Origin of the sequence: Butyrivibrio sp. (assembly GCF_017635265.1) — a bacterium.
Classification (GTDB): domain Bacteria; phylum Bacillota; class Clostridia; order Lachnospirales; family Lachnospiraceae; genus Butyrivibrio.
Genome location: NZ_JAGBLU010000055.1, coordinates 1 through 26,017 on the forward strand (window position 1 = coordinate 1; position 26,017 = coordinate 26,017).

The following is a 26,017-nucleotide window of genomic DNA, read 5'->3' on the forward strand; positions in this document are numbered from 1 at the left end:
ATATCTTTCGGTGAAAGACCTCTTTGCCTCTCTCGCCGAAAAATATAATGATTCTAACGGAAATAATTAACAAATCTCAATTAAGCAGAAATGCTCTCATTTCCAACATCTAACATTGGCACGCATGATATAACTTGCTCCAGAGATTCCCTATGAGCCGTTCGAGGCACTATGTTCCTAGAAAACTCAGGTTTCCGGTTTTTTAACAATCACCTATTCCCCATAAATGCAGATGCTTCTATCCTTAATCTCAACCAGACAGTTATACATCACTTCAACGTAAGGCCCCTATTCTGCAAGGCCGATTCATATTACCTGTCGAGATCCATTAATATACCACATACAATTAGTATCCCAAAAGAGACCAGAATAGTCTTTTCCCCGATTAGTTTTGACAGATTTCCACCTATACCGGCGCCCATAGCAAAGACAGCAATTACAGAGAAATAATCCAAAGTCTTTCGGAGATCATTGTGTTTTTTTAATCTTAAGTAGTTCGAAAATGACACCACGCCACTTCTTATATTTCCAATGCACATGGTGCTGGCATAAACATTTCCATGGACTTTTTTAAATGATTGCACCTGTAGGGCACATGAAAATGATATCAGGCAGTTGCACAGCATATTTAAGCTTTGTGACAAAAAAGCTGCCAGCAACATTATCATTATTTCTGCCGCTATTATCCCTTGACGCCAGTGGACCTTCCTGGCATTTTTAAAATAAAATTGGATATTATCGGATATGAATATTCCTGTAATAAAAGAGAATAGCGGAAATAAATACATTAATCCTCTGCGGATGTCTCCTCCAATGAGGCATGTACTCATCAAAACTATATTACCCGTTTGCGCATTTGCAAAAACGTTATCCCTGACAATATATGTGTATGCATCCTGAAATCCACCACTAAAAGCCAAAAGCAGATTCAGAATAAGCGATTCTGACATTTGCTTCTGGCTCGTTAGGCAGCTTTTTATTTGCTGTTTACTGATCATTTAATAAATCCAACCTGCTTACTGATGAGTTCTACTTGTTCGTCTTTTTTCTTATTATACTCTACTTTCTTTTCTTCAAAGTAGTTTCTTCCGCTTGAATCAATCGATACAATAAGAGGACCAAATTCTTTTACTCTGCAGTTCCACAAAGTCTCAGGCATCCCAAGATCTTTCCACTTGGCATCCACTATCTCTTCGACTTCTGTAGCAGCTACTACAGCATTTCCGGCTGGGAAAACACAATGAATCGCACCAAATTCTTTGCATGCTCTTTCTGTATTTTCCTTCATTCCACCCTTACCTACAATGACTCTTACACCGGTTTCCTTAACAAATTCATACTCAAATTTTTCCATTCGCATTGAAGTGGTCGGCCCGACGGAAACCATCTCATATTTGTCATCATCAAGTGGTCTGATGATGGGGCCTGCGTGAAAGATAGCATTATCCCGTACATCTACCGGAATCTGTCTTCCTTCTTCAACAACTCTCCTGTGAGCCACATCGCGGCATGTAGTAAGACTCCCTGACAGGTAGACAATATCTCCAATACTGATATCTGCAAGATCTTCCTTTGAAACCGGAGTAACTAAAATCTTCTTTCCATCCTTAATCTCTACCATCTCAAACCTCCTTACAGCTCAACGCCTGAATGCGATGTAATAGTTACGTTAAGATATTTGTCAAATATGATATGGCCTCTTCTGTGACTCCAGCAGCCCACATTAACGGCTACACCAATAGCAGATGGGTGTCTTGCGGTATTCTCAATATTAACTCCCATAACTGAATACTTACCGCCCATTCCCTGAGGTCCCAGACCAATGGCGTTAATACCATCTTCAAGAAGTTTCTCCATCTTGGCTGCTTTTTCGTTATCATTATGAGAACCTATGGGACGCATAAGTGCTTTTTTTGACAAAAGAGCTGCTGTCTCAACACTTGTTGCCACGCCCACTCCTACTAGAAGTGGAGGGCAGGCATTAAGTCCGTAGGTTGTCATCCTGTCCAGCACAAACTTGGTCACACCTTCGTATCCTTCGCCAGGCATAAGAACGGTGGCGTTTCCCGGCAGTGTACATCCACCACCTGCCATATATGTATAAATCTCGCACTCATCAGAGTTCGGAACAATATCCCACCATACGGTCGGCGTTCCTTTTCCCACATTCTTACCAGTATTGTATTCATCAAATGTCTCTACTGAGTTATGACGAAGCGGCGCTTCAAATGTAGCTTTCACAACTGATTCTTTTAACAATGCTTCCAGTTCGTTAATAAGCGGAAAGCCCGTTCCACATTTTACCCAGAACTGCAGAACACCTGTATCCTGGCAGGAAGGACGGTTAAGCTGTACCGCCAGTTCCTGGTTTCTGAACATTGTGTCATAAATAACCTTTGTCATTGGAGAATCTTCTTTGTCTCTGAGTTCCTGAAGCTTTGCTATTACATCATCAGGAAGTTTCTTTGCCGTGTGTGCGATAAACTTCGCCATCAGATCAGTCATCTTTTCAACTTGTACTTCGTTTGCCATCTTCTACCTCCTACTTATCTGTTTATTTGATCAGTTTTCCCTTTGCTTTTGATTATGGGAAGAACGGAAATGCTATTGGAAGGATTATCATGCTCACTACAGTAGCGATCAGGATAAGCGGAACTCCCGCCTTAACATAATCCATAAATTTGTATCCACCTGCACCAACTACCATGGTATTTGCAGGCATTCCAATCGGTGTTGCATATGCACAGGATCCGCCGATTACACAAGCCATCAGAACTGCTCTGGGGTCTGCACCCATTCCCTGCGCAATAGCAAGACATATAGGCGCCATAAGTGCTGTAGTTGCTGTATTGGACATAAAGTTAGTCAGCACGCAGCACAGGATAAATACTGCAAATGTCAGAACGTATGGAGAAGGATTTGCTCCAAGCGCACTCATTACTGTATCTGCTATCTTCTCTCCCGCGCCTGTAGACTGAAGTGCAGCCGCCAGTGAAAGAGTTCCGCCAAAAAGAAAAATTGTTTTAAGATCAATTGATTTGATCGCATCTTTTTCAGAAATGACTCCTGTTACAATCAGAAGGATCGCTCCGATACAACCTGTAATCGCAAGCTTAATCCCTATCTGATCTTCAAAGATCATTCCAAGAAGTGTTGCCACAAGAATCACTAATGAAAGTATCTTCTTCCACTTTGGTACATTGCTGAAATCCTTTTTTTCATCAAATACCGACCCGTCGTCCTTTGTATCATGATTTGGAAGAAGTTTATAGCCAATCGTAGCATAAAACAGTATCCCTGCAGCAAGGATCGGAAGTCCTACGATAGCATATTCAAAGAATCCAAACTTAAGTCCTAAAGGCTCCAGAGTACTCTGTGCTATCATGTTCCCCGGTGCACCAATAAGTGAAAGATTACCACCCATGGCAGCCGCAAAAACAAGCGGCATAAGAAGCCTTGAACGCTTAAAGCCTGACTTGGATGCTATTCCTATAACTACCGGTATAAGCACTGCTGCTGTTCCGGTGTTAGAAAGAACCCCACTCATAAGACCCACGATGACCATGATGGCTATGATAAGGCTTCTCTCAGTTTTTGCAAACTTTGTTACAATGCCGCCAATCTCGTTGGCCATTCCCGTTTCAAACAATGCTCCACCTACAATAAACATTGCCACAAAAAGTATTACGTTACTGTCGATAAATCCCGCAAATGCAGTTTTCAGATCCAGGACACCTGTTACAGCCAGACCGACACATACGATCATGGATGTAAGTCCAAGGGGGATCTTTTCTGTGACAAACATCACAATGGCAAATGCCAGGAACAATAAAGTTATTGTTGATGCACTCATCTGTTGTAATCCTCCTACCCATATACATCATATTCGCTATTGATACGCATCGGCCAATGCTCATCTCTTGCCTTAATAGTACGGTAAAAAAGCCATATTGTACATTTCATGCTTTTTATGTATAGTATAGTTATAGACTATAGCATCATATTTTATCATAGCTTTTTGTGAACCTTTACCAATAAGGGAGGTTTTTCATGACTCTGATACAGCTTCAGTATTTCTGCGCGGTCTGCAGATATCACTCCATTACAAGGGCTGCAAACGAGCTTTTTGTTTCCCAGCCTACTATTTCTGTGTCCATAAGAGATCTTGAAAATGAATTCCATTTAAGGCTATTCAATCACGAAAAGAATAAAATAACCCTTACTCCGGATGGCGAGGCTTTTTACATAAAAGCGCAGCAGCTGGTAGACCAGAGCTACTCAATACAGGCTGAGTTCTCGACCATGAATTCATCAAAAAGGCCCATAAAAGTCGGAATCCCACCTCTTATGAGCACTGTGTTTTTTCCAAAGTATCTGTATGAAATAAAAAAAAGGACTGACATCTCTATCAGCCTTTATGAGTACGGTTCAAACAGAGCCTGTAGTCTTGTTGATTCGGAGGATCTGGATATGGCCATTGTAAATTTGGATTTCTATGGCTTAGACAGGTTTAACTATCATGTTCTATTAGAGGATAACTATGTCTTATGCCTTAGCAACAAGCATCGTTTCAGTAAGAAGAATGAAATCTCAATAGCAGACCTTGAAATGGAGCCGCTTATCTTCTATAACACAGACTCAGTACAAAATCAGACGATAGGTGATCGCTTCAGATCACAGAACGTAACACCTAATATTTTCATGCACTCAAGTCAGCTTACGACAATCCTTAATACCTTAAAAGGCGCAGATTGCAGCGCCTTTCTATACTCATCCATTCCGGTTCCGGATGATGAATACGTGAAGGTGGCTATCTCTCCTGCCATCACAAACAAATTTGGAATAATATGGAAAAAAGGTATATTTATCAGTGAAAGAGTAAGTACACTAATAAACCTGTTAATTGATATGTCATAATTATTGGCGCGCAAACGGGGGCTTGCTCCCGCCAGTCCCTTAGCACCAATAGAACATAAAATAGCGAGATAACATTCTTCACACTGCATCAGATACTTTAATATCACAAGGAACGGATTTGGATGCTTCTGTCTTAGCACCGCCCAGATACATTGCAATACAAACTACAGCGAGCATTACTTCTACTACGGGCTGGGCTGCTATAGCACCATCAAGTCCAAATAGCTTGTTTAGTATAATGACACCGGGGATGAAAAGGATGAGATTCCTCATCAGGGTTATAACCAGTGAATTTACAGCTTTTCCCAGAGCCTGGAAATACGAGGTAACCGTATTTATTATCCCAAGGCAAGGTGCTGACAATGCCAGAACGCGAAGGAATGACGCTGATAATGCTACAAGCTCTTTTTCTGACAGGAATATGCCTGTAAGGATCTGACTTGCCACCAGGAAAAGAGCTGTGAATAATGCGCCAAGAATGATCCCATCAACTGTTGCATAGCGCATAACTTTTCTTAATCTTGTCTTCTGTCCTGCGCCATAGCAGTATCCCATAAGCGGGGCCACACCCTGGCTAAGACCTACACTGAGCATGATTGGAAACATATCGATTTTATAGGCAATTCCATAAGCAGCCACAGCATCAGATCCATAAATGCCAATATAGTTATTAAGTACAATATTGGAAACACTTATCATTACTGTGATCAGGGCTCCTGGGATTCCGATCTTTACTACATCAAAAGTCATAGCAGGTGTAACAGAAAGGCTCTTTGGAGAGAGGCTGTAGAGCTCATTTTTCCTGGATATTTCTTTTACCATGCAGGCAAAATAGTACACAGTTGAGCACAAAAATCCCACGGATGTAGCGAGAGCTGCGCCGGCAGTTCCTTTTTCCATGAGGACGATAAATACCCAGTCAAGCAGGATATTGATCCCATTTCCAATGACAATACCGATAGTAGCTTCCTTTATAAGCCCTGCAGATCTGAACAGATGAACCATTCCGTTTGACAGGATGATAACTGGTGCTCCGAAAAATATCCATCTGAGATAATCATTGGTATAAAGCAGATTCTCTTCATCTGCACCCGCAATGCCTGCCACCTGATTCATGAAAAGAGATCCAAGCACAAGTATCACAATACCTGAAACCGCCATTGCATAAATACAGAAGGTAATGCATTTCCTAGCCTGGTCAGATTTCTTTTCCCCAAGCATTCTTGCTATCACACTGCTTCCGCCCATTCCAAAGATGCTGGAAACCGACATTATGATCAAAAGAATCGGCGTGCAAAGTGTAACTGCAGCTATCTGCGCCGGATTTTTGGTCATTGATACAAAATATGTATCTGCCATGTTATAGATAAGTGTGGCCAAAGTTCCCAGCATAGCGGGAATACCAAGGGTCACGATCAATTTTTGTATATTTTTCTCTTCAAATACGTTTGACATAAAACCTCCAATCTGTGTTGAAACAATACATATTCTAAAATAAAATAGAATCAATAAACCGGACATATGTCCTGTTGGAGGAAAACATGAAGAGAATCTATGACAAAAAAACCATAAAAGAAGCCATTGAGCACAGTTTGTATAGAGAAGTTCTGGAAAGCCTCGATGTACCTATGTTCATCTGCGAATATGAAGACGGCGAAATGGTTGTCGCCCCTTATAGGGAGAACAGCCTGTTTCAGATCACCATCTCCGGCAGCATGTCTATTTACTTCATCCGTAATGACGGAAGCAGCTACCATCTTGCATATTCAGATATAGATTCCTTCATGGGAGATAATGAACTGTTTGATACCGCTAACCATGGTGTTTATGGCGAGGCATCGGGTACACTTAGGTGCCTTGCTTTTTCAGTCAAAGACAGTAAAGAAGCACTCCTGGAAAACTTAGTTTTCCTAAGAGTGCTTGCAAAAACCCTGGCCGATAGATTTAAATCCATAGCCCTGCAGGACGCTGCTCCCAGCTCTCTTACAGAGCGGGTCATTTCGTACATGACTTATATCAGTGAAGACAAAGCCCTAAAGGGTGTTGAAAAAACAGCCTATCAGCTCCACTGCAGTCCCAGACAGTTGCAAAGAATCTTAAATTCCCTGGAAAAATCTGGGGCTATCAAAAAAATAGGGAAAGGGTCTTATGAGATGATATAGGCATTATGGTGTAACAATCTTCATATCCAGCAAAATATTTAGCGAATTCGTCAATTCCTATTACTGCCACTCTATCTCCTCCAATACCGTTTCTATTTCGCCCTGAACTCTGGGATCTTTTGTATCTTTCAACGAAGAAAACAAAGAAAGTTTATCTACCCTATCTTTATCGCTTAATTGTTTAGGGTCATAATTCCATAACTCAATTCTATATATAGAGTCAGGCTCTTCCCATTCAGGTTCGTCTAATATTTCAAATTCTCTGATAATCTCACTTTTCTTAAAGCAAGCATAAGTCTCTACCGATGGTGGATTTAGCATACTGATCTCAGAAAGTGCATAGTCAGAAGCTTTAAGAAGCTCCTTTACTTCGTCTGTTCTTTTTATATGGATAACATCGCTCACCGGAGTAACAAATATATCATTTCCAAGCTCTAATAATTCCTTTGGCTCAAGCACCAGTTTGACAAATGTGTTTTTACCTTCCTTATAATTTTCAATTGAAGGTACAGCATCGCCCTCCAGAATAAGCTTCTGATTCTCAGATGCCAGTCTGATAGATTCTCTGAGTCTATCGTTTTCTTTGCACATCTTTTCCGTATCCTGGAATATTGCTACATTTTCATCTCGTCCCATTTAAACCTTCCTCTCATTTTCTTATTTACTTATCTCAGGATACTCCACAATCAGTTTTTCAACATTTGCCGGTGCAAGCACTGCCATGATATCAGTGATATCCTTATCGTTACCGATTGCCCTACGCCTCGTTTCTGCCATAAGGGCAACTTATCATAGTTGATTCCTCTGCTGAAAAGCAGCTCATTTTTATACGCAACCCCTTTTCCTTTCAACTCTGACGTAGCTTTATGAACTGATGTGCCCTCCTTTCGGAGCATCCAGTAACAATGTGAATTTAGCGCATTCCTGTTAGCATCTTCCTGACGCCATCTGAAGTAATCCTCAACTCTCTCCGCATTTGGAAGAGGCACCATTCTACAGTCAAATGTTGCCGCCATCCCAAGTTCAAGCGAAAAGACTGCGCTTGCTTCAGCAGCAAGTGTTGAATTATACTTGCGCACTTTTCTGCCGAATGCATCTTCATCTGCCGCAAACAATAATGAAATCTCATCGCTTTCTGTATAGGCGTATACCACTCTGAATCCGCAATCCATGAGAGTTTTTGTTGTTTTCACCATCATATCTCTAAACTTTTCATCAAATGGTGCTTCAAAATGACAGACTTCCTTAGTAAGTCTTGTAAAGCCTCTGCCATCAAGCCTTGCCACCATATAAATATCTGGAAGCAATACCTGATCTAAGGACTGCTCGTAAACACGCATCTTTTTGTCCATCTCATCAAAACGCATTTCTATCATCTCTCCCTGCTATACTTATTTTCCCAAATCTTGCAAATCCGACTGTTACGGCGACGCCCGATAGGTGGACACCATCTGATTTTCACACCACCTCCGGATTAATGTGACGGCGCACAATCCATTTAATTAAATGATATCCCTATACATACTGACTGTCAGTTAACTCGTGGTTGATAAAACATGAAGCTGAAACCTGCAAGTTTTCTATAGCTTAGTCGCGGGAGCAGGGTCGCAGGCATCCATTCGCTTACCGGTCTTGTGCATCAAAAAAGGACCTACCCACTTTCACGGATAGATCCTAAAACCCTGATTATTATTCCAATGTGCCTGGTATCAGTCTAACATCGGACTTTATAATCTATCCTTCTATTTCTTTCTATGCCTTTTTTGCCGCGTAATGTCGCCAAATCGAGCGCACGAGTACTAAGCATATCGATCGTGCAATCATATGCTCTGGTTTCTATGGCTGTGAAATTTGTAAACATCATATTTCTCATTGAAAGCTTAAAACCTTGCCTTTCGTAGTATTTCTGTTTTAATCCAATTAACAAAAAAGGAAGCGACCGCATATTTATATTGATGATTGCATCAAAATAAATAGGACAGGCTTGTTTAGAAGACCTTATTCATAAGTTTTAGCAACAATCTCAAATCGAGGAAGCAGCAAAGAAATATAACCATGTCCCGAAGATATGATTATACCTCTTTTTATCAGTCTATCACGGTATCTTGAGAAAACAGCAGATGTCATGCCTACCTTCTTACATATTTCACTGACTTTGGTCTCATCCTTTTTTATTGCAAGAATGACTGCTCTATCCTGCTTTGATAATGAGGACCATATTTTTTTATATACAAAATCATCAAGCATATCATCAAGCTTGAGGAGAATTTCTCTTAACTCCATTTCATCTCTATATTCATAATATAGAAGACCTAGCGCTTGGAATGCAAAAGCATATCCCTTAGTTATCCGTGCAAGGTTCTTGGCATTGTCTTCATCAATCTGAAAAATATCTGCATACTGTTTCGTTATTTGATGCAAGCTTAGTGGTTCTAATGTTATTTTCGGCGTTCTAAGCAAAAAAGTAAGAGCTGGGTCGTTCTGGATTGCATAGATATTTTCATATAATCCTGTCATTAACAGGAAAACCGGATAATCTTTTCTAACAAAAATTTGAAACTGACTCGCAAAGTGACGCATGTTGTCATCATGCATTACTTCATCAATAGTAATGATTACTTTTTTATTATGCTTTTTTAATGAAGAAAGCATATTATCTATGATGCTTACGTTATCCTGAAGAGTATCATTTCCATTAACACCAATACCAAAACCTGCGATGGATATGTTGAATCCCTGTTTAAAGAAATCCGGGATTTTCTTGCAGGAATCGATCAAACGCATAGCACAGTCATTGATAAGATCCTGCGTTGAATTTAGGTCTATTACAATCCAATCCTTATCCTTCCCAAGTTCATTTGTTATTGAAGTCATAAGTACAGTCTTGCCACTTCCTCTGATTCCTTCGATAAGATATGCCTGACTGATTGGATTGTCAGCCTCAAATGTACTTAAGATCATATCCGTATTTTCATATCTGGATATATATTCATTTGGCTGTTTTCCAAAAGTAAGAGTAAATGGATTATTCTTTTTCATAACATGACATCCTTTCATAATTCTTCATAATCCATTATACTTTCATAATTCTTCATAATTCAATATAGTTTTCATAAACTTTCATAATTAAATTACAATGCTTCTATATATTTCCTCGTTTCTGTATCCACAATGTATATCTTCTGGTTTCCATACGGATCCCCATTTGAGTATGTTGAAAAAAGATCCAGCGTCAGTACTCCTCCCAGATCAAGTGGTTCCTCTACAGGTGTATGTCCCACAACCTGATAAAAGAGATCATCCCTGAACATTCGGTAGAAATCAGCCTGAGGTCTTGCCCAAATCGGTGAATTATCCCTCCACAGTTCCTGCTTACCCATACGGTTAATCCTTGCAAGGATATCATCAATCTCTTTCATATGATATCCACACGTCTGAAAGACAAAACTCTCCGTGAGACCGGCATGACTGAACAGCACATCATCAATTTTATGGACAAATCTATAACGTTCTTCAATAACACGCTCCAGTCTGATAATACCTTCAATAGCAGTTATCCTTGCCTGGACAGAATACCCCGATTCCATGGCATCCCAAAGATAGGATACATCGTGGTTGCCATAGCACCACAATGAATGGTCATGCTCTTTGCCAAATTCAGCAGCCCTGTCCAAAGTCTCGTTATATGCGTCTAAATCATTTCCCTTTCCCCAATCATCTACCAGATCTCCGAGAATTACAATGTCATCGTAGCTGTTCTCATCAACTCTATCAGCCATATCAAAAATCCATGGCTTTAAATGTACATCAGGAATCACAAGTACTCTGCTCATTTCAAAACTCCGATTATTCCAAACTGATTCATTGCTTCACTAACATTATGGCTCTCATCTTTTCTCAATCAGTACTTCCCATTTCTTTACGGCTACAGGAACTAAAAGTTTATCAACACTTACACCCAAGAGACCGCTGAGAACATAAAGGTTTTCAATCACAAAAAATGATCCTTTATGGCGCCATTTATTAACTGCCTGTGGAGTAATACCCAATTTATCAGCGATAGTCTTATCTTTTAACCCTTTTGCTTTAATAAGATCACACACCCTATTCTTTGTAGCTTCAATGTCAAGTCCTTTTACCCTGTCAGGGTCTTCCCAGCATGCTGTGTAATCCAATAGTCCCAGTCTCTGCTGAAATCTATTCATTTCCATGATTTCCATTATTTTTTCATATCCTTCATCCATAAATATTTTCCCTCTATGCCTACTCTGAATGTAATCTTTTCATCAATCCCAAAGGTCCCAAAACCATTCTTTAAACATATCAATAGCCCTGTCCTTGCACTCGTCTCTATATTGGTCAAGTTTCCTGCTTTCTTCAAAATATCGGCCTTCTATCTCTTTATATTCCGGCACATCGCCTGGATGATACAACCTGTACAAGCCCTCTTGTTTCTCCCTGGCAATTTCATCCTCTGTTCTTAGTTTTTCTCCCTGCTTCCCATATTTTTCTCTAAATTCCTGATATGCCTTATGATAATCCTCTTCATATTTGTTTTTCTTAGTGCAGGTATCCTCATTTGCTTCATTCAAAAGAAATATCATTTCTGACAAGATGTCATCCCATTTCTTCATACCTGCATTATCAATATCATCTGGTCTACCTGTACCAAATACTGCATGTGAAGTGTTTCCGCAAAAATCCGGGTAGCTATGAGTTGTGTCTTTCAATTGTTTCAGCATCCCAGGCATCACCATCAAAAACCAGTAATCAATGCTCCATACATCGGAATCACAATAGCCATACTTTACACGCTGAATAATAAACCTAATATTGCGTTTCCATCGTTTTATCTTATCAACCGGCTTCTCAAAACCTTTATACTTTTTCTCAATGCATGTTTTTCCTGTTTTTTCAATATTCATTTCGCTTCTTATACCATGTAATCAATAAACTTATGCCTTTTCTCATATATATTGTATTGGAGATTAATTCTATTGTATATAAACCCGTGGTTGATAAATTAGAAAATCGCTCTATCAAAATGATTAAATAATAGTCCTAGAAACGGGTAGCAGGCATCCGTGGGATGCCATGCTTGCGACTCCGAGCTCTGCGAGGGGAACCTGCAACGCCCTGAGTCGTCTCTGCCTAAGTTCGATCACGCAAATCACAGATTTGCTATCTCACTTAACAGTCAGGTGCTCTACCAATTGAGCTATACCGCAACTCTTAAGACTCTTTAATCATAGAACAAGCGTACAATAGCTATCGAGATGCAATGCGCAAACACCGTTTGCATTATGCGAACATGAAAAAAGCCCCAACCGGGGCGAAAAATATCTATATAACGAAAAACAGAGCTAACATCACACAATGTGCAATGCCGCTCTGCAAAAGTCAAACTTTTTCTTTGTGATTGTATTCTACTAAATTTCCGACATTAACCGTCCTTTTATTCTTTTTATTACCAAGTTAAACCATGTAGTTATCTATATTTCTCCATCAACTCTCTTGCCATATCTACACAACTTGATTTTTTCCATGCCTTTGCATCGCCCACAATGTACAATCTATACTTAGCTCTGGTGACCGCAACATTGACTATATTTTTGTTAACAAAGCCTATACCTGTATTTTTATCGCTATCATCACATCCCAGAAGGAATATAACTTCATTAGCCTCCTTACCTTGGAAAGTGTGTACAGTACCGATTTTCTTATACTCATAGTCAAGCATATAGTCTTTGTCTATTTTAGTATCAGGATGATTTTTACAATATCGCTTTATATATTCTTTGATTCCTGCAACAACAGTTGTAAAAGGACTAATAATATATAAGCTAGGCTCAGGATTCTTACTAAAAGCTATTTCCAGTAACTCGCAAACCTTTTCTCCCTGTGCTTCTACAAAATGATCCCCATTACCTCTTTCTTTTCCTACTACATCAATCCACTCAGATCTATCTTTAATAAATTGTTTTTGTAGCTCAGCTTTGGGCTCTGCAGTTTTCTTTTTCATGATGCCATTGTAGGAAATCGCATTGGAAATATCATACATAGGAGAAATGCACCTTCTATGAACCACTAAAGGTGATCCAACCCATTCTTCTCCGCCTTCATTATTATCCAAATTGGTCCCTAAGCAATTAAGGGTATCTGCAAAGCTCTGCACGGATAAAGTTTTATTTTTATAAAAGTCAAGGTCAACATCGCTAAAAGCCATTTTTAAAAGGGCTAGATCATCTGTAACTACAGGCTCTACCTGTCTTGGATCTCCTACGATAATCGCCTTTCTACTTCTATACAATGCTCCAACCGCCATCTGTGGCTGAGCTTGTCCTGCTTCATCCACCACAAGAGTACCTATCACAGAAGGTCTCTTAACATCTCTCAAAAAATTTCCCACTGAAGCAAAAGTTGTTGATACTACCGGCACAAACAAAAATAATGTCTGCAAAACTGCCTGCACAAAGTTATCCTTATCGCTCTGAGCAAAATCTATTTTCTTTCCATCATCTCCCATACGGACACCCCAATAATGCCCCAAGGTCTTAAAGTTATCTCGGCAATGGTTGGAGGATAATACAAATTCTTTATTGAGCTTCATGGCAAGTGCAAATAGCTTTTCTCTCTCTCTGTTATACTGCTCAGTAAGCCATGGATTTTCTACCTGTGCATCAGTTGATTCTTCAGTAGTTGAAAGAAGTTTTTCTATAAACGCAGCATCAGCTATTGTAAGTTTTCTCATGCAGTCATTTTGATCATAAGCTTTTATCCGCGCCTCATATTTTGAAACAGCCTCATTATATGCGTTCTCACTTGCTACGACTCTCATTTTCTCAGATTCAACATCAGATTTTAGCTTATCAATCTTAGCCTGTTTCTCTTTTAAGTTATCATCGACTCCATCGAGTTTATACGTATATTCTGAATACTGTCTCTGCATTTCTGCAGCTGATTTTTGTACTTCCGCAATTGATTTTTCAATTACATTTAATTCTTCCTGCTTCCTTGCAGCCTCCGATTCATAATTGTCTGCCAGACGGTTTGCCGAATCATATTTTTTCTTATTTAGAAGTTTTGTAATAAACGATACACTACTTCTAGTATTGAACGAAAGTTCATTATTTTCTTTAATCTGCTTATAAAGATTTTCTTTTTCCTGTCCTAAATTCTGATTCCTATACGCAAGCTCACTTAAAAGTTCAGACCTCTTATCACGCTCTATCAAAAGCTTTTCTCTGTTTTCCTCTATATCAGCCAGTTCTGTCTGCACAATATTAATTTGCTCTGATATCTCGTTAATTTTATTCTTGCTATCATTTCTTGTTTCTTCAAGACGCTTCCTGCTTGTCGTACATTTCATCATAGCTAATTGAAGATTATCCAAGTCTTTTTGATGTTTTCGTACTATAGCAAGCTGCTCGTTAAAAGCATCTCTAGCCTTAATATATTTTTCTCGTCTCTTACCGGCGGCTTCCTTATTGACGTAGAAATCCATATCAATTTTCATCAAAGCATTCCCATAAAAACGAGAAAGATTAGATCTTTTTCCAAGAGGAGCTGCTATCAATCCCCATGCACTAGCATCATCCAAAAGTTCTCGGGCATATTTTGTGAAATAAACATCTCGATATTCATCACCCGATTTAGTCGTTTCTATATCTTCTGATTTATCCGGATCAAATAGATCTTCCACTTCCCGCAGCTTTTCCTTCAATTCATCAGAATCATTGGCTAAAGGTTTAAGATCAGAAAGCATGCTCTTTGGCAATTCTTTTGAAATATTCTCAACTGCAGCATTATTGCATGAAGTTACAAGCATACTGTAGTCATTTATGGAGTCATTTTTCAGTGAATACCATTTTGGAACAAACTTTGAATATGCGTTATTTTGCTTGTCACCATATTGAAATCTATGCTCATCAAATGCATCATCCGGATTATCATACTTCGATAGCAGTATCGCTCTGTTTACTATATTTCCTACTATAACTTCTTTTAAAAGAGTTGTCTTTCCTGTTCCTGGAGGTCCATTAACAGAAAAAATATTACCATTACCATCAGTTACATCACCTACACCATTCAGCGCTGCATTTATCGCTACCTCCTGCATCATTGCTGGCATAAACCTAGAAGGCCACTTACCCAGTGGAGCTACTTGTGGTCTTAGTAACATATTCAATACACATTCATGAAAATACTTATTTATCGGATTAATAAGATCTAACTGTTCATGATTACTATTAGCAGCAATTTCAATGTACTTTTGGAGATCTTCTGTCATCTTGCCAGTTTCAACAAGCTTATTGTTTTTGACCTTTTCCAAAACCATATTAATATCTGTCGAAAAATAATCGTGACTAAGCCCTAAGTAATTATCATCCTCTTTCTTATCCTTAGTTTTCTCATCGGCAAACACTTGAAATGACAATCCATAAATCACTTCATATGCATCAGGATTTTCATCTGTATTTTTGATACTTCCTCTTACATATTCATCAACAATATAAGAATAGAGTTTTTTTACTGTTTCCAGCTTAACAGCTTCAACAGCCAAACTCTTAGCAGTTGCTACCTTGTTAACATCAGTAACAACATCTGTACTTTCATGCCTTTCAATATTTTTATCAAAAAACTTTTCTTCAAGGTCTCTGCAATCCGAACTATATTTTTTGGCCTTTAGATACTCTGATAAATCACCATCTGTATCCTTTAATTTATTCATTGCCCACAATACTGGAGATAGTGACAATGACTTTTCAGCGAACTTTCCGTCTGATGTAATCTGGAAACTTACCATAGCAATTTTTTCATTTGATTTTTCAGGACGCTTTGGTAAATCATTATAATCAACTTTGATATGCTTTGTTATCTCTTCAATACAACAATCTCGCTTTACCTTTCCAACATAGAAAGAAATATCTCCCCATAATTGCATACCACATTTTTCTGTTTCATCGCTGATTATTTGAAACAGATCTTTATCCATATCGTCATCTTTAAGCTTGATAAATGTTTCGAGGCTTTTGACACCAGTCGCTCCCATGGCAACTTTTTCTTTCTGCCTCCTAACTTTATTCATGACATCATAATTATCTGGATATTTATCCTGCGATAAAAACTCAATTGCAAACCAGTAATTTAAAACTTTCTCAGCAAGTAACTGTGGTTTTTCCATAAAACTATGCCCTCCACGGAGCTTAACACTTAATTTATAAACGACATTAACCATTATACCGAATATTAAAGCGTCTGTAGATGGCATTTATAGAGATTATCAAAGTTCCGCTAACAGTTTCAGTTGCCTTAAGGCCACATCTCGAAGCTTATCATTACTCAATCCATTGTATAGTAGTAGAATACTCCTATCTAATCGTAAGAAGAAATGAGTTTGTTTTCACCTAGATAACGTTTTTATTCTATAGTCACATTATAAATGTTATCATTCAATATTTATGTTACTGTACTTGATATCACTTCACCAAAGCAAGCTCCTTCCTCTCATCAAATAGTTTCTGGATCTTATCTTCGTATTCTTCTTCGGCTTGCTTTTCCTCTTTTTCCTTCAAAGTTTCCTGAATGTCATCCAGATCCTTATCTATGCGTTCCATGAGTTTATCCCATTCCTTTTCGGTAAACTCCTGGTTTCCTATCTTGATCTTAACTTCGGTCTCATTGTTAAGAAGCTTATGATAAAGCTCAGTTTTATATGAGTTTATCTGTTCTATCAAAGAGTTTTCCTTAATCTCTGGCTCTTTTTCCGCGTCCGGAGTCTCGTTCTCCTCAGCAGTATCCTCTATCGGCTTGGACTTCTCTTCCTCGATCTCATAACGCTTCCTTGTGCAGTGATTATACTCATGAATGGCCCTCATGATCGCATTGAGATCTTCCGGCGTAAACATGCTGGCAGCCTTCGAAAGTTGATCAATGTTATCCACGTTCACATGAAGAGCTCCGCCACTTGGAAAATATATCTTAAGGACCTTTTCTTTCTCATACATGTTTCCAAGGGTTATGGCATTCTGCTGATAATCGCATTCAAAAATCACGCCATTGTAATTGATGATGCCATCCTTAGCCAGGAAGTTATAAGGACATTTCTTCTCACTGGCCTCACTGAGATGAGAACCAAAGCTTTTAGAAGTCTCATCTACGCCTGTATAATTCTCTTTTCCCGCTACAGAATATGTATTGTCCGCATAACGGTCAAGTGCCAATGCTGTTATACCCATAATGCCAGCCTCCTAGATGGTAACAAAAAACGTGCCCCTTCATAGGATAATCAATCCATTGAAAAGACACGCATTCCTTTTGCTATCTTATATATCGGTAATTCTCTTTAATTGTTTATACCACCAATAAAAAAGAATCATCTCCAAATCCATCTCTGAATTCTTTGCTGATCCTCTCTTTTTCCTTCTTGCGGTTGTAGGCCTTTCCACTTGGAACGCTTCTTGTTTCACCTCTATCACGCAATCCAGTATGTCCCATCTGCAGCCTGATATATTGAACCCACTTCTTCTGATAACGTGTTACCGGCATGATCTTTTATGAGCACCTTGTCATAATACTTATACTCGTCAGTAGCACAGTCATTCTCCTCATCCCAGCCTTCTTCGATCCACTTCTCAATATAGACCCGGTCATCTGTCACAATCTCCACAGTCTCAGAACCTTCTAAGGGAAAAGAGATTTTCTCGGGATAGTAACACTTGAACACCTCGCCATTCTGACTGATGACATGTACCTTCTCACCGACAAGCTGCAGATTGTATAAATCCACTTCATCAGTGCCAAACTCAGCCACAGTCTCAAGCACATCTTTCGGCAGATACTTATACAGCGTTACTTTTCCCTGCCCATAATCCGCCTGCAGAAAATAATAAAAGCCATCAACGTACGCAGGCTTTGAGTAGATCACGTCTCTCTTTTTCTCAAAAGGAGTGTATACATTTCCATTCTCAAAGTCATAGAACTTTATCACAGAACCCTGATATCCGCCGCGCTGGGCATATTCAACCAAGTCATACAAATCAGACGTATCAGACATTGCAAACGCCAACCTGTCCTGGCCGTAGATTTTTTCTATATAAAGACCATTTACCTCTTTAAATCTCTTTATCATTTCACTCTTCCAAAAGCCGCTTAAGCAGCTGCTCCTTATTCTCGATAAACATTTTTGTTATCTGGTAGCTATCAGTATCCTCATAATCAATCGGATGAATCTGTCCATTGTCATTCTTCGAATCAAGAAAAACAGATGTTGGTCCATCCGCACCACCAATAATTGTCACATCCGATTCGTTTTTTTCTCCGCAGCCTGCTATCACAAGGGTAAACATTAGCATCGCTACGATAACAATCTCTTTTCGTCTCATTGTTTCTTTTTCTCAGCCATTCTCTCTTTTATTACCACCACAACAGTTCCAACCGCAACAACTACAAACGCTATAAAGCCATAAACCATCATGAGAGCCGCACCAAAAATCGGCGCTTCAGAATTAGCACTGACAAAATAGTAGTAATAATACGTGTAAAGAACCATTCCCACTACCGTGGATGCAACAAGCATCAGAGAAGAAATCACATACTCTTTCATGCTTTTTGCAAGAAACATATTCATAACTCCAAGTGCAACAATTATGATAAGTAAATACCTGCTGATAAGTGTTCCTCTCAGCTGATCTACAATGAAGAACATAATAAGCGGTATCAAATTCAGCCATTTCAGATATCTCATAATCCCATCCTCATGCTGACGATTCCGTCTTTCTCTCCAACCTCTTCGAAGCCCATGGCGAGCGATGCAGAACAGTTATTTCCGTTTCTGTGATTTGCTCTTGCTTTCATTTCCATTTCATTCATGTTCAAATCCTCATCAAAACTCGTTTTTATGCTTTTCAAAAAAATCAAAGTAAGTCCTTACTCCCTCAAGCTCCGTCCACTTCTTGATATCTACTGGCCTTTCATCAAGGTCATAAATCAGTGCACCTTTTAACGCCAACAAAAATGGGGAATGTGTTGCTATTATAAACTGGCATCCAAAGAACCTTGCTGAATTCTGGATAAACTCAAGCAATTCCAACTGCCTCTGAGGCGAGAGTGAGTTTTCAGGCTCATCCAACAGATAAAGTCCATTATCTTTAATCTTTTCGGAGAAATATTGCAGAGCACTTTCTCCATTGCTGTGCTCTATAATGTTATTTCCAATCGTATCTCTGACATACTCTGACTGTGTCTTGGATCTGGCATCCACAACTTTCTTGAGCTGCTCATAATCATCCAATGATTTCATCTGAAACTTTGAATGCTTATTCTCAATCCATTCATCAAAAACCTGCTCTTTCTTCCGGTCAACGCCATCGTTCAGTGCTCTTAAGTTGAGCATAAAATCAAATACATCATCACTTGTAATCATCCTGATTTCTTCAGGTCTGCCTTCATGTGTCATCTCAAAATCACACATACCGATATAATCACCAAAGAAACTACTTCTGTTGAACAATGTATCTCTTTCGGCTTTCATTTTCTCTGCCATAAGGTTCAGGGCTGTGCTCTTTCCTGAGCCATTGTTTCCATACAAAATCGTTATTTCAGAAAAAGACATCTCCCGCAGCTCATTCTCTGCGAACACCCCAAACGGATAGAACGAGGTATAGCACGTTCTTCTTATATAGTTTACAAACTGCTCTTCATTTTCCACTCCTGGAAACTTAAATGAGTCAATATATCTCATTTTAAACCTCAAAATCCAGGCAGCTTCTGATCTTGGTATAAGGTCTTACCTTGGAATCAGCTACTGCCACGTGCTCATGATGTACTGAATATCCCTTAAGTGCCTCTACGTTCTCAAAAGTTGAATCCAGCATCAGGTCTGCATTTGAAGACTCAAGGCCATTGATGTTAACCTTGATATCCACGATTCCGGGTACCTTTCCCTTTAGTCCTTCAAGACCTTCCTTGATTCCCTGCTTGATAGTTACTTTCTCTTCTGCTGAAAGCTCATCCTTAAGTGTCCACAAAATCACATGCTTAACCATTCTCGTCCCCCTTATCCTTTCCATCATGAGTCACATAAGCATACGCTCTATTATTTCTTTAGTTTCGTCACTGAATCCCTCGAGGTCCTTCATTGAGATAACCTCATATCCCGCCAATGATGCCAGATGCAAGTCCGTCGCCTTTAAGGAAATCTACGTATTCTTTTATCAGCTTTTCCATGTAGTTTTCCTGCCAGTCAGGAAGGTCCTTTCTGAAAAGCATCCAGAACTTTGAGATTTTTCTCGATAAGTTTTTTGTCCGCCTTGGCAGGCAGATCGTCGGGGTCCGTTGCCCTTTAAAAAACATATTTTTACTATAACAGAAAAAGAGCCATTTAACAGTAAATTATACTGTCAAAATCAAACGTGCTCTTGAGCATAGGATTATTCTTATAATAATCCTTATTCTTGTAGGCTCTGTCCATAACTTCATGAAGTCCTTTAGCTTCCTTAGTGTGAACACCACTGCTTGAGACAAGTACAATGACGTTGTACTTTTGAGCAAAAGAAAAAGACGCATAAACCATATGGCCTATACGTCTTGAGCTATAACTATCATTTTATCCTTTTTAATCATCTGGCTTATCCATTGTTAAAATTCGATAAACCAAGTTTTTCCCCATATTATATGCATTCTCCAAATCTATCGGAAACTGCTTTTCTCTTTTTGCCTTCTTTTCTTCAAGCCTCGACCTGAATTGCTCGTTCAAAGCCGTATTTTCATTATACTGAAATGTATCGTAGGCATGAAGTGTTTCGGGCTCAGTTCCAAAGCAGTCTTTTATGTACATATTAATGATATCCATTGGTGCTTTGGCAAAGTGTGCCTCCTGCTCTTCATTCATGTTCATTGTATATATCAAAGCAGTCGGAATGACCTTGGAAGAACGCCCAGGATACATGAGTCGTTCCCAAAATGCTCTAAGCTGAGCTGTTACATTCAGGTAATAGATTGGAGAGCCAAACACGATTCCATCCGCATGAAAAGTCTCTGAGAGTATGTCAGATATATTGTCTTTAATCCTACATCCTAAATCAGCCCTATTTGCGGTAAGCTGACAAGCAAAACAGCTCTTACATCCTGTATAAAGATAGTCATAAAGATTATATGTTACTACCTCAGCATCCGGGTTAGCATCACTGACACCTTTGATAAAAGAATCCAGTAACTGTGCTGTGTTGCATTTTTTCCTGGGTCCACCATTTATAGCTACGATTCTCATAGAAATCTCCTATTAAAGTACGTTTACCTTACTGAATATCGGTTTTTACATAATTCTAAAAAATCCATGTCATACACCTTTCAAATGTCAGATTCCTTCTGTGATAAATACTCTGTACTTGGCACCCTTTAAGCGGTGTTTCATAGCCTCCTGATAAATTGGATTGTCGTAAGTAGCTTTAGCTTCCTCAATATTATTAAACTTTATAATGGTAGCTCCATCTACTGTTGCCCCTTCCAAAGTTACCGTCTTGCCATAAAAAGCAAGAGGCTCGGCCTCGTATTCATGAGGAGCCTTTTTAGACTCCTCATTGTATATATCCATTTCCTTCTGATCAGTAATCTCATCTCTGATATAAATCATATATGCGCTCATAAAATCACCTCCGGATTACTCTTCATCTGGGCCAAGACGCGCCGGGAAATTAAGCTCCAAATCTTCAATGTTGCTGAAATCAAGTTGTTTGCCATCGTTAGGATATTCCTCACGGCCTTCCTTCCAGTCATCAAATGCATGAAGCATGTAGTTGGATGTGAAAAGAGTTCCCTCATCAGGTGCATAAGCTCTTGCATTTACAAGTTTCTTTCCAACATAAAGTGAGCGCTTAGGGAATGAAGCTATTCTTTTTGCAAATTTATCAACAAAATCATCCAGCTTGTCATCATCAATGGCGCGGTTTACAAATCCGTATTTCTCTCCAAGCTCAGCTCCATACTCATCTGCACTTAGTACAATTTCCAAAGCTCTTGCTCTGCCGCAGAGATTTGAAAGCCATTCGACTCCGCCACCTCCCGGAATTGAGCCGCCGCCTACTTCTACAAGAGAGAACTTCGCTTTTTCTTTTGAAGCAAAGATCATATCTGTAGCAAGGGCAAATTCAAATCCCTGTGCCCAGGCACGTCCTCTTACTTTTGAAATCGTAAGTACAGGACTGTTTACAAGACGTGTCACAAATGTAGGCCACTCATGAAAGAAAGGCTTTGCCCCGGGAACATCAGGTACTTCAAGTCTGTGTTCAACATCATGGTGATCAATGAAGAAATGCTCATTTGCACTTTCAAATACAACAACCTTTAACTTCTTATCAGCATCCATCTGATCCATAAGTACATTTAACTCAGCAAAAAGATATGGATCCCAGTTGTTGTATGGAGGATTTCCTATGATAACCCTCCAATAGCCTTCATTTACCTTTACAACTTCAAGTCTTTTTAATTCTCTATTCATGTCAAAACCTCGCTTTCTTGTTTGCAATTTCTCTTTACAAGACCTATAATAACGAGCAAGAAAGAAAATGTATAGTACGCAGAAAAAACTGCCTTGCTTATAGGAGGTCAAAATGAAAGCTGAAGATCTAACAGAACTACTTGAGACAGGGGCTAAAACAACAGATGAAATATGCCCTGTTCTTTATACGATGTCCATACTCGGACAGAGGTGGAAACTGCCTATCTTGTGGCACCTGGCTGATGAGGGAACTCTCAGATATAATGAGCTGAAACGAGGCATCCCTATTATCACAAATATCATGCTCACACAGTCCTTAAGAGATTTGGAAGATGCCATGCTTGTAGAAAGACATAATTTAGAAACTGTACCACCACATGTGGAATATTCTCTTACAGAAAGAGGTAAAACGCTCATTCCAATACTAAAACAGATACATGCCTGGGGCGATGATCAGATGGCTCTTGTTGTAGAAAAAGCAAAGGCTGATGGGAAATGGCATGAGAGGACTGGCTCTGAGGATAACCCTATAAAGTTGAGATAAAAAAAAGAAATGGACTCGGAAGTGAGGTATTTTTTCTTTCCTCATTTCTTTGTCCATTGTAAATATAACACACCCAAAATCACTTGAAAACAGACATCAAGCAGACATTTTGCAGACATTTTGCGGACATTTTTCAAAATCGCTTATTTTTCTGCCTTCATCTGATCATCCGCCCAATTATACACAGACTCAAGTGCGGGAATCAGTGTTTTTCCACGCTCAGAAAGAGAATACTCGACTGTAGGCGGAATCGTATTGTACTGCTTTCTCTTTATAAACTTATCCTTTTCCAGTTCCTTAAGACATTTCGTAAGCATCGTTGCTGTAATGCCTACAACCTTTCTTTCAAGCTCTCTATATCTTAATGTCTGATTTTCTGCATCTGAAATATACCACAAAATAGGAAGCTTCCATTTCTGTCCTATCAGATCCATTGCATACAAAATCGGACAGTCAGTTTTGTATATATTTTCGTCTTTTGGTAACTCTTTCTTCCCCATAAATACTCCTTTACTATATTTTTTGTAGTGACAAAGAATATTCTGCCTTCTTGTTTTTTCTTTGTACCAAATTATAATGAAGCCAAGGTGAAAAGTAAAGCTTTTCATTGAGTTAATTAAGGAGGTCTGCAATGAAAAAAGTATTTGAACCTGTCGAATTAAAGAATTTATCTGTTAAGAATAGATTAGTCAGATCAGCTACCTGGGAAGGAATTGCAAATCCCGATGGCAGTATTACAAAAGAATCCTATGAGATTTATGAAGAGCTTGCAAAAGGAGGCATAGGCACTGTAATTACCGGATTTACCAGCGTCAGCCTTCACGACTACTACTTTGAAGGGATGATGAGACTTTGTGATGATGCGCTGATCCCGGAGTATAAAAAACTTGTAGATATCATCCATACAAACGGAGCAAAAACCATCTCGCAGCTTGCACTCGGAGCTTATTACCGTAACACATCCGGAGGATATGAGCAGGTAGAGCCCGATGCGATGACGACTGATGAAATTGCCCTTGTAAAGCAGCAGTTTATTGATGCAGCCGCAAGAGCCGAAAAGGCCGGTTTTGATGGTGTGCAGATCCATGCAGCCCACTTTTTCTTTTTAAGCCGTTTCATATCTCCTGCCGTCAATCACAGAACTGACTCTTATGGAGGCTCTGTTAAAAACAGAAGTCGCATACTGCTTGAAATTCTGGATGGTATAAAAAATGCTGCTCCTTCTCTCCATGTAACGATAAAGCTCAATAGCAGTGACTTCACCTTTGGTGGAAACGAAAAAGAGGACGCACTTGAAATTGGGATTCTCCTGGACAAAGCAGGGATTGATTCCATTGAAGTCAGCGGAAACGGAACATCGGTAGGAGGCATAAAAGCACATGTAAACGAAGGCTATTTTGTCCCACTTGCTAAAGTCCTTGCAGATAATGTCAGCTGTCCTGTGATCGTTGTTGGGGGCTTTAGAAGCCTTGATGTTATAGAAGATGTTCTAAATAGTTCCGGAATAGAACTTATTTCTCTATCAAGACCTCTTTTATGTGAGCCGGATCTCCCAAACATCTGGATACAGGATAAATCCCATATATCAAAGTGCGTTTCCTGTAATGGCTGTTACCGATCCGACTCTCACAAATGCATTTTTAGAAATAGATAAGGAGATAATCTCATGATGTACAGACTTGATGTCCCTACAAAAAGAGGTGTTTTATTAAATGGAGTACTCTTTAGGGACACAGAAAAAAGAATGAATGATACGGTTATGATTGCCATAACCGGTATTCACGGGAATTTTTATTCAAATCCATTTTATTACAATGTAGGGGATACCTTAAACGGCGGAGACATTGATTTTATCTATGCCCAGACAAATGATGCTTTTTGCGAAATTGAAACAATGAATGTAACGACCGGTCAGAAAGAAATCATCGGTTCCTGGAATGAGCGATTTTCCTATGTAGATGAGGATATTGAAGCCTATCTTTCTTTTGTCAAAGATCAGGGATATGAGCATATCATACTTGCAGGACACTCCCTTGGTGCCAATAAAGTCATCAATTACCTGTCAAGACACCAGGATGCAAAGATTGATCACTTTTTCCTTCTTTCCCCCGCAAACCTCACCTATATGATGTCAGGCGTGACAGACAGCGAAAAGCAGACCATCAAAAATCAGGTTGAACGCGGGGAAGGTGAAAAGATGCTGCCGTTTCCATTTATGGGATGGGTTGAATGCATCGCCGATACTGCATATGACTGGCAATTCTCCGAAATCCTTAATAATGTACATACTGCTAAGAATGGCGATTTCTCACAGGCAGAGAAAATCACTCATACCGGGGCACTGCTCGTGGGAACATATGACAACTTTACAGACGGTGATCCTTCTGATTTCCTCAGAAACCTCAATAACCATATGCCATCCTGTAAGGATAACAAGCTGATCTTTATAGAAAAAACAGGTCACACCTACCAGATGAAACATCAGGAGCTTGCTGATGACATCCTTCATCAACTTCAGGAATGGAGGTGTGCATAATGCCTTTTATCAAAACAAAGGTCAGCTGTGAAATCGATAAAGTTCAGGAAGAAGAGATTAAAAGTCGTATAGGGAAAGCCATAGAACTTGTCCCAGGAAAAAGTGAAGAATATCTTCTTTTGGAGTTTGAGTCAGACTGCCACTTATGGCTGCGTGGCGACAACTCAGAACCGATTGCTTATATAGATGCTGCAATATTCGGGAACGAACCCCATTATGGTTATGATAAATTCACCGCCAAAGTCACAGAGATCATATCTGATGTTTTAGGAATAGCACACGATCACATATATATTAAGTATGAAGATATCATCAGCTGGGGCGTTAACGGCATGTACATAGACAGAAATATTTACTGAGGA

At 39.3% G+C, this 26,017-nt stretch carries 31 protein-coding genes; 6 read left to right on the plus strand and 25 right to left on the minus strand.

From position 1 onward, the window contains the following. Positions 1-311 precede the first annotated feature (311 nt). The 4 genes from J6O61_RS07015 to J6O61_RS07030 are packed head-to-tail and all read right to left on the minus strand — an operon-like array spanning position 312 to position 3,853. A complete protein-coding gene (locus tag J6O61_RS07015; protein ID WP_292211257.1) occupies positions 312-950 on the minus strand; it encodes a YoaK family protein in 639 nt (212 codons plus the stop codon). A gap of 44 nt (positions 951-994) precedes the next feature. After that, the gene (ttdB, locus tag J6O61_RS07020; protein WP_292211260.1) at positions 995-1,621 is read right to left on the minus strand and encodes a L(+)-tartrate dehydratase subunit beta; all 627 of its coding nucleotides are present in this window, start codon (positions 1,619-1,621) and stop codon (positions 995-997) included. 11 nt (positions 1,622-1,632) lie between these two features. Beyond that, positions 1,633-2,532: a L(+)-tartrate dehydratase subunit alpha gene (gene ttdA / locus J6O61_RS07025; RefSeq protein WP_292211263.1), complete on the minus strand. Its 900-nt coding sequence runs from the start codon at positions 2,530-2,532 to the stop codon at positions 1,633-1,635. 52 nt (positions 2,533-2,584) lie between these two features. Then, on the minus strand, positions 2,585-3,853 hold the full coding sequence (locus tag J6O61_RS07030) for an SLC13 family permease (RefSeq protein ID WP_292211266.1): 1,269 nt from the start codon (positions 3,851-3,853) through the stop codon (positions 2,585-2,587). A 197-nt stretch (positions 3,854-4,050) separates the two neighbouring features. On the opposite strand from J6O61_RS07030, the gene J6O61_RS07035 reads away from it, so the two are divergent. Next, entirely contained in the window at positions 4,051-4,917 is an 867-nt protein-coding gene (locus J6O61_RS07035) for a LysR family transcriptional regulator (protein ID WP_292211268.1), read from the plus strand. A 78-nt stretch (positions 4,918-4,995) separates the two neighbouring features. On the opposite strand, the gene J6O61_RS07040 is transcribed toward J6O61_RS07035, so the two are convergent. Continuing rightward, the gene (locus J6O61_RS07040; RefSeq protein ID WP_292211270.1) at positions 4,996-6,372 is read right to left on the minus strand and encodes an MATE family efflux transporter; all 1,377 of its coding nucleotides are present in this window, start codon (positions 6,370-6,372) and stop codon (positions 4,996-4,998) included. An 86-nt stretch (positions 6,373-6,458) separates the two neighbouring features. Between J6O61_RS07040 and J6O61_RS07045 the strand changes: the two genes are divergently transcribed. Continuing rightward, positions 6,459-7,079, plus strand: a complete 621-nt coding sequence (locus J6O61_RS07045) for a hypothetical protein (RefSeq protein ID WP_292211273.1) — start codon at positions 6,459-6,461, stop codon at positions 7,077-7,079. A 60-nt stretch (positions 7,080-7,139) separates the two neighbouring features. Here the strand turns inward: J6O61_RS07045 and J6O61_RS07050 are convergent, their stop codons facing one another. The 19 genes from J6O61_RS07050 to J6O61_RS07140 all read right to left on the minus strand — a co-directional run bounded on the left by J6O61_RS07050 (position 7,140) and on the right by J6O61_RS07140 (position 22,575). After that, positions 7,140-7,715, minus strand: coding sequence for a hypothetical protein (locus J6O61_RS07050; RefSeq protein ID WP_292211275.1), 576 nt, complete (start codon positions 7,713-7,715; stop codon positions 7,140-7,142). Between the two features lie 50 nt (positions 7,716-7,765). Further along, entirely contained in the window at positions 7,766-8,455 is a 690-nt protein-coding gene (locus tag J6O61_RS07055) for a tRNA(His) guanylyltransferase Thg1 family protein (RefSeq protein WP_292211278.1), read from the minus strand. A 622-nt stretch (positions 8,456-9,077) separates the two neighbouring features. Next, positions 9,078-10,118: an ATP-binding protein gene (locus tag J6O61_RS07060; protein ID WP_292211281.1), complete on the minus strand. Its 1,041-nt coding sequence runs from the start codon at positions 10,116-10,118 to the stop codon at positions 9,078-9,080. A 92-nt stretch (positions 10,119-10,210) separates the two neighbouring features. Further along, entirely contained in the window at positions 10,211-10,912 is a 702-nt protein-coding gene (locus tag J6O61_RS07065; RefSeq protein ID WP_292211283.1) for a metallophosphoesterase, read from the minus strand. 54 nt (positions 10,913-10,966) lie between these two features. Continuing rightward, a complete protein-coding gene (locus tag J6O61_RS07070; RefSeq protein WP_292211286.1) occupies positions 10,967-11,323 on the minus strand; it encodes a helix-turn-helix domain-containing protein in 357 nt (118 codons plus the stop codon). A 42-nt stretch (positions 11,324-11,365) separates the two neighbouring features. Next, on the minus strand, positions 11,366-12,004 hold the full coding sequence (locus J6O61_RS07075) for a hypothetical protein (protein ID WP_292211288.1): 639 nt from the start codon (positions 12,002-12,004) through the stop codon (positions 11,366-11,368). 563 nt (positions 12,005-12,567) lie between these two features. Further along, positions 12,568-16,263: a DEAD/DEAH box helicase gene (locus J6O61_RS07080; protein ID WP_292211290.1), complete on the minus strand. Its 3,696-nt coding sequence runs from the start codon at positions 16,261-16,263 to the stop codon at positions 12,568-12,570. Between the two features lie 295 nt (positions 16,264-16,558). Continuing rightward, entirely contained in the window at positions 16,559-17,317 is a 759-nt protein-coding gene (locus J6O61_RS07085; RefSeq protein WP_292211292.1) for a hypothetical protein, read from the minus strand. 115 nt (positions 17,318-17,432) lie between these two features. Further along, positions 17,433-17,561, minus strand: coding sequence for a hypothetical protein (locus J6O61_RS07090; RefSeq protein WP_292211294.1), 129 nt, complete (start codon positions 17,559-17,561; stop codon positions 17,433-17,435). Beyond that, positions 17,554-18,210 carry a hypothetical protein gene (locus J6O61_RS07095; RefSeq protein WP_292211298.1) on the minus strand — a complete coding sequence of 219 codons (657 nt, stop codon included), beginning with the start codon at positions 18,208-18,210 and terminating at the stop codon, positions 17,554-17,556. Before J6O61_RS07095 ends, J6O61_RS07090 begins: the two co-directional genes overlap by 8 nt. 1 nt (position 18,211) lies before the next feature. Continuing rightward, the gene (locus J6O61_RS19440) at positions 18,212-18,463 is read right to left on the minus strand and encodes a hypothetical protein (protein WP_330613739.1); all 252 of its coding nucleotides are present in this window, start codon (positions 18,461-18,463) and stop codon (positions 18,212-18,214) included. Then, positions 18,460-18,825: a hypothetical protein gene (locus J6O61_RS07105; protein WP_022762088.1), complete on the minus strand. Its 366-nt coding sequence runs from the start codon at positions 18,823-18,825 to the stop codon at positions 18,460-18,462. Before J6O61_RS07105 ends, J6O61_RS19440 begins: the two co-directional genes overlap by 4 nt. After that, a complete protein-coding gene (locus tag J6O61_RS07110) occupies positions 18,822-18,950 on the minus strand; it encodes a hypothetical protein (RefSeq protein ID WP_292211302.1) in 129 nt (42 codons plus the stop codon). Before J6O61_RS07110 ends, J6O61_RS07105 begins: the two co-directional genes overlap by 4 nt. Before the next feature lie 13 nt (positions 18,951-18,963). Beyond that, positions 18,964-19,821: an AAA family ATPase gene (locus J6O61_RS07115; RefSeq protein WP_292211305.1), complete on the minus strand. Its 858-nt coding sequence runs from the start codon at positions 19,819-19,821 to the stop codon at positions 18,964-18,966. Position 19,822: 1 nt separating this feature from the next. Further along, on the minus strand, positions 19,823-20,125 hold the full coding sequence (locus tag J6O61_RS07120; protein ID WP_292211307.1) for a Dabb family protein: 303 nt from the start codon (positions 20,123-20,125) through the stop codon (positions 19,823-19,825). 335 nt (positions 20,126-20,460) lie between these two features. Further along, entirely contained in the window at positions 20,461-20,652 is a 192-nt protein-coding gene (locus tag J6O61_RS07125) for a hypothetical protein (protein ID WP_292211309.1), read from the minus strand. Positions 20,653-20,694: 42 nt separating this feature from the next. Beyond that, positions 20,695-21,348 (minus strand): flavodoxin family protein, encoded by a 654-nt coding sequence (locus J6O61_RS07130; protein ID WP_292211310.1) that lies wholly within the window; start codon positions 21,346-21,348, stop codon positions 20,695-20,697. Positions 21,349-21,435: 87 nt separating this feature from the next. Then, on the minus strand, positions 21,436-21,723 hold the full coding sequence (locus tag J6O61_RS07135) for a DUF1330 domain-containing protein (protein WP_292211311.1): 288 nt from the start codon (positions 21,721-21,723) through the stop codon (positions 21,436-21,438). Between the two features lie 15 nt (positions 21,724-21,738). Beyond that, positions 21,739-22,575 (minus strand): enoyl-CoA hydratase/isomerase family protein, encoded by an 837-nt coding sequence (locus J6O61_RS07140; protein ID WP_292211312.1) that lies wholly within the window; start codon positions 22,573-22,575, stop codon positions 21,739-21,741. A gap of 112 nt (positions 22,576-22,687) precedes the next feature. Here J6O61_RS07140 and J6O61_RS07145 point away from each other — a divergent pair, with 112 nt between their 5' ends. Next, positions 22,688-23,119 (plus strand): winged helix-turn-helix transcriptional regulator, encoded by a 432-nt coding sequence (locus J6O61_RS07145; RefSeq protein ID WP_292211313.1) that lies wholly within the window; start codon positions 22,688-22,690, stop codon positions 23,117-23,119. Positions 23,120-23,262: 143 nt separating this feature from the next. On the opposite strand, the gene J6O61_RS07150 is transcribed toward J6O61_RS07145, so the two are convergent. Further along, positions 23,263-23,619, minus strand: a complete 357-nt coding sequence (locus J6O61_RS07150; protein ID WP_292211314.1) for a winged helix-turn-helix transcriptional regulator — start codon at positions 23,617-23,619, stop codon at positions 23,263-23,265. A gap of 131 nt (positions 23,620-23,750) precedes the next feature. Between J6O61_RS07150 and J6O61_RS07155 the strand changes: the two genes are divergently transcribed. Genes J6O61_RS07155 through J6O61_RS07165 form a run of 3 tightly spaced genes read left to right on the plus strand, consistent with a single transcriptional unit; the run spans position 23,751 to position 26,014 of the window. Further along, positions 23,751-24,773 carry an NADH:flavin oxidoreductase gene (locus tag J6O61_RS07155; protein WP_292211315.1) on the plus strand — a complete coding sequence of 341 codons (1,023 nt, stop codon included), beginning with the start codon at positions 23,751-23,753 and terminating at the stop codon, positions 24,771-24,773. A gap of 12 nt (positions 24,774-24,785) precedes the next feature. Beyond that, complete coding sequence (locus J6O61_RS07160) at positions 24,786-25,655, plus strand: DUF1749 domain-containing protein (protein ID WP_292211316.1); 870 nt, start codon at positions 24,786-24,788, stop codon at positions 25,653-25,655. Continuing rightward, positions 25,655-26,014 carry a phenylpyruvate tautomerase MIF-related protein gene (locus J6O61_RS07165; protein ID WP_292211317.1) on the plus strand — a complete coding sequence of 120 codons (360 nt, stop codon included), beginning with the start codon at positions 25,655-25,657 and terminating at the stop codon, positions 26,012-26,014. The genes J6O61_RS07160 and J6O61_RS07165 overlap by 1 nt, the downstream gene beginning before the upstream one ends. The last annotated feature ends 3 nt before the right edge of the window (positions 26,015-26,017 follow it).

What these genes read in the sequence shown, in the direction of transcription:
- J6O61_RS07040 (WP_292211270.1), bottom strand. Translation starts at nt 6,372, where the DNA reads ATGTCAAACGTATTTGAAGAGAAAAATATACAAAAATTGATCGTGACC.
- J6O61_RS07035 (WP_292211268.1), top strand. Translation starts at nt 4,051, where the DNA reads ATGACTCTGATACAGCTTCAGTATTTCTGCGCGGTCTGCAGATATCAC.
- J6O61_RS07045 (WP_292211273.1), top strand. Translation starts at nt 6,459, where the DNA reads ATGAAGAGAATCTATGACAAAAAAACCATAAAAGAAGCCATTGAGCAC.
- J6O61_RS07150 (WP_292211314.1), bottom strand. Translation starts at nt 23,619, where the DNA reads ATGGGGAAGAAAGAGTTACCAAAAGACGAAAATATATACAAAACTGAC.
- J6O61_RS07115 (WP_292211305.1), bottom strand. Translation starts at nt 19,821, where the DNA reads ATGAGATATATTGACTCATTTAAGTTTCCAGGAGTGGAAAATGAAGAG.
- J6O61_RS07155 (WP_292211315.1), top strand. Translation starts at nt 23,751, where the DNA reads ATGAAAAAAGTATTTGAACCTGTCGAATTAAAGAATTTATCTGTTAAG.
- J6O61_RS07165 (WP_292211317.1), top strand. Translation starts at nt 25,655, where the DNA reads ATGCCTTTTATCAAAACAAAGGTCAGCTGTGAAATCGATAAAGTTCAG.
- J6O61_RS07065 (WP_292211283.1), bottom strand. Translation starts at nt 10,912, where the DNA reads ATGAGCAGAGTACTTGTGATTCCTGATGTACATTTAAAGCCATGGATT.
- J6O61_RS07070 (WP_292211286.1), bottom strand. Translation starts at nt 11,323, where the DNA reads ATGGATGAAGGATATGAAAAAATAATGGAAATCATGGAAATGAATAGA.
- J6O61_RS07105 (WP_022762088.1), bottom strand. Translation starts at nt 18,825, where the DNA reads ATGAGATATCTGAAATGGCTGAATTTGATACCGCTTATTATGTTCTTC.
- J6O61_RS07145 (WP_292211313.1), top strand. Translation starts at nt 22,688, where the DNA reads ATGAAAGCTGAAGATCTAACAGAACTACTTGAGACAGGGGCTAAAACA.
- J6O61_RS07050 (WP_292211275.1), bottom strand. Translation starts at nt 7,715, where the DNA reads ATGGGACGAGATGAAAATGTAGCAATATTCCAGGATACGGAAAAGATG.
- J6O61_RS07085 (WP_292211292.1), bottom strand. Translation starts at nt 17,317, where the DNA reads ATGGGTATAACAGCATTGGCACTTGACCGTTATGCGGACAATACATAT.
- J6O61_RS07030 (WP_292211266.1), bottom strand. Translation starts at nt 3,853, where the DNA reads ATGAGTGCATCAACAATAACTTTATTGTTCCTGGCATTTGCCATTGTG.
- ttdB (WP_292211260.1), bottom strand. Translation starts at nt 1,621, where the DNA reads ATGGTAGAGATTAAGGATGGAAAGAAGATTTTAGTTACTCCGGTTTCA.
- J6O61_RS07055 (WP_292211278.1), bottom strand. Translation starts at nt 8,455, where the DNA reads ATGATAGAAATGCGTTTTGATGAGATGGACAAAAAGATGCGTGTTTAC.
- J6O61_RS07140 (WP_292211312.1), bottom strand. Translation starts at nt 22,575, where the DNA reads ATGAATAGAGAATTAAAAAGACTTGAAGTTGTAAAGGTAAATGAAGGC.
- ttdA (WP_292211263.1), bottom strand. Translation starts at nt 2,532, where the DNA reads ATGGCAAACGAAGTACAAGTTGAAAAGATGACTGATCTGATGGCGAAG.
- J6O61_RS07160 (WP_292211316.1), top strand. Translation starts at nt 24,786, where the DNA reads ATGATGTACAGACTTGATGTCCCTACAAAAAGAGGTGTTTTATTAAAT.
- J6O61_RS07130 (WP_292211310.1), bottom strand. Translation starts at nt 21,348, where the DNA reads ATGAGAATCGTAGCTATAAATGGTGGACCCAGGAAAAAATGCAACACA.
- J6O61_RS07135 (WP_292211311.1), bottom strand. Translation starts at nt 21,723, where the DNA reads ATGAGCGCATATATGATTTATATCAGAGATGAGATTACTGATCAGAAG.
- J6O61_RS07095 (WP_292211298.1), bottom strand. Translation starts at nt 18,210, where the DNA reads ATGATAAAGAGATTTAAAGAGGTAAATGGTCTTTATATAGAAAAAATC.
- J6O61_RS07075 (WP_292211288.1), bottom strand. Translation starts at nt 12,004, where the DNA reads ATGAATATTGAAAAAACAGGAAAAACATGCATTGAGAAAAAGTATAAA.
- J6O61_RS07060 (WP_292211281.1), bottom strand. Translation starts at nt 10,118, where the DNA reads ATGAAAAAGAATAATCCATTTACTCTTACTTTTGGAAAACAGCCAAAT.
- J6O61_RS07120 (WP_292211307.1), bottom strand. Translation starts at nt 20,125, where the DNA reads ATGGTTAAGCATGTGATTTTGTGGACACTTAAGGATGAGCTTTCAGCA.
- J6O61_RS07110 (WP_292211302.1), bottom strand. Translation starts at nt 18,950, where the DNA reads ATGAATGAAATGGAAATGAAAGCAAGAGCAAATCACAGAAACGGAAAT.
- J6O61_RS19440 (WP_330613739.1), bottom strand. Translation starts at nt 18,463, where the DNA reads ATGAGACGAAAAGAGATTGTTATCGTAGCGATGCTAATGTTTACCCTT.
- J6O61_RS07080 (WP_292211290.1), bottom strand. Translation starts at nt 16,263, where the DNA reads ATGGAAAAACCACAGTTACTTGCTGAGAAAGTTTTAAATTACTGGTTT.
- J6O61_RS07125 (WP_292211309.1), bottom strand. Translation starts at nt 20,652, where the DNA reads ATGGTTTATGCGTCTTTTTCTTTTGCTCAAAAGTACAACGTCATTGTA.
- J6O61_RS07015 (WP_292211257.1), bottom strand. Translation starts at nt 950, where the DNA reads ATGTCAGAATCGCTTATTCTGAATCTGCTTTTGGCTTTTAGTGGTGGA.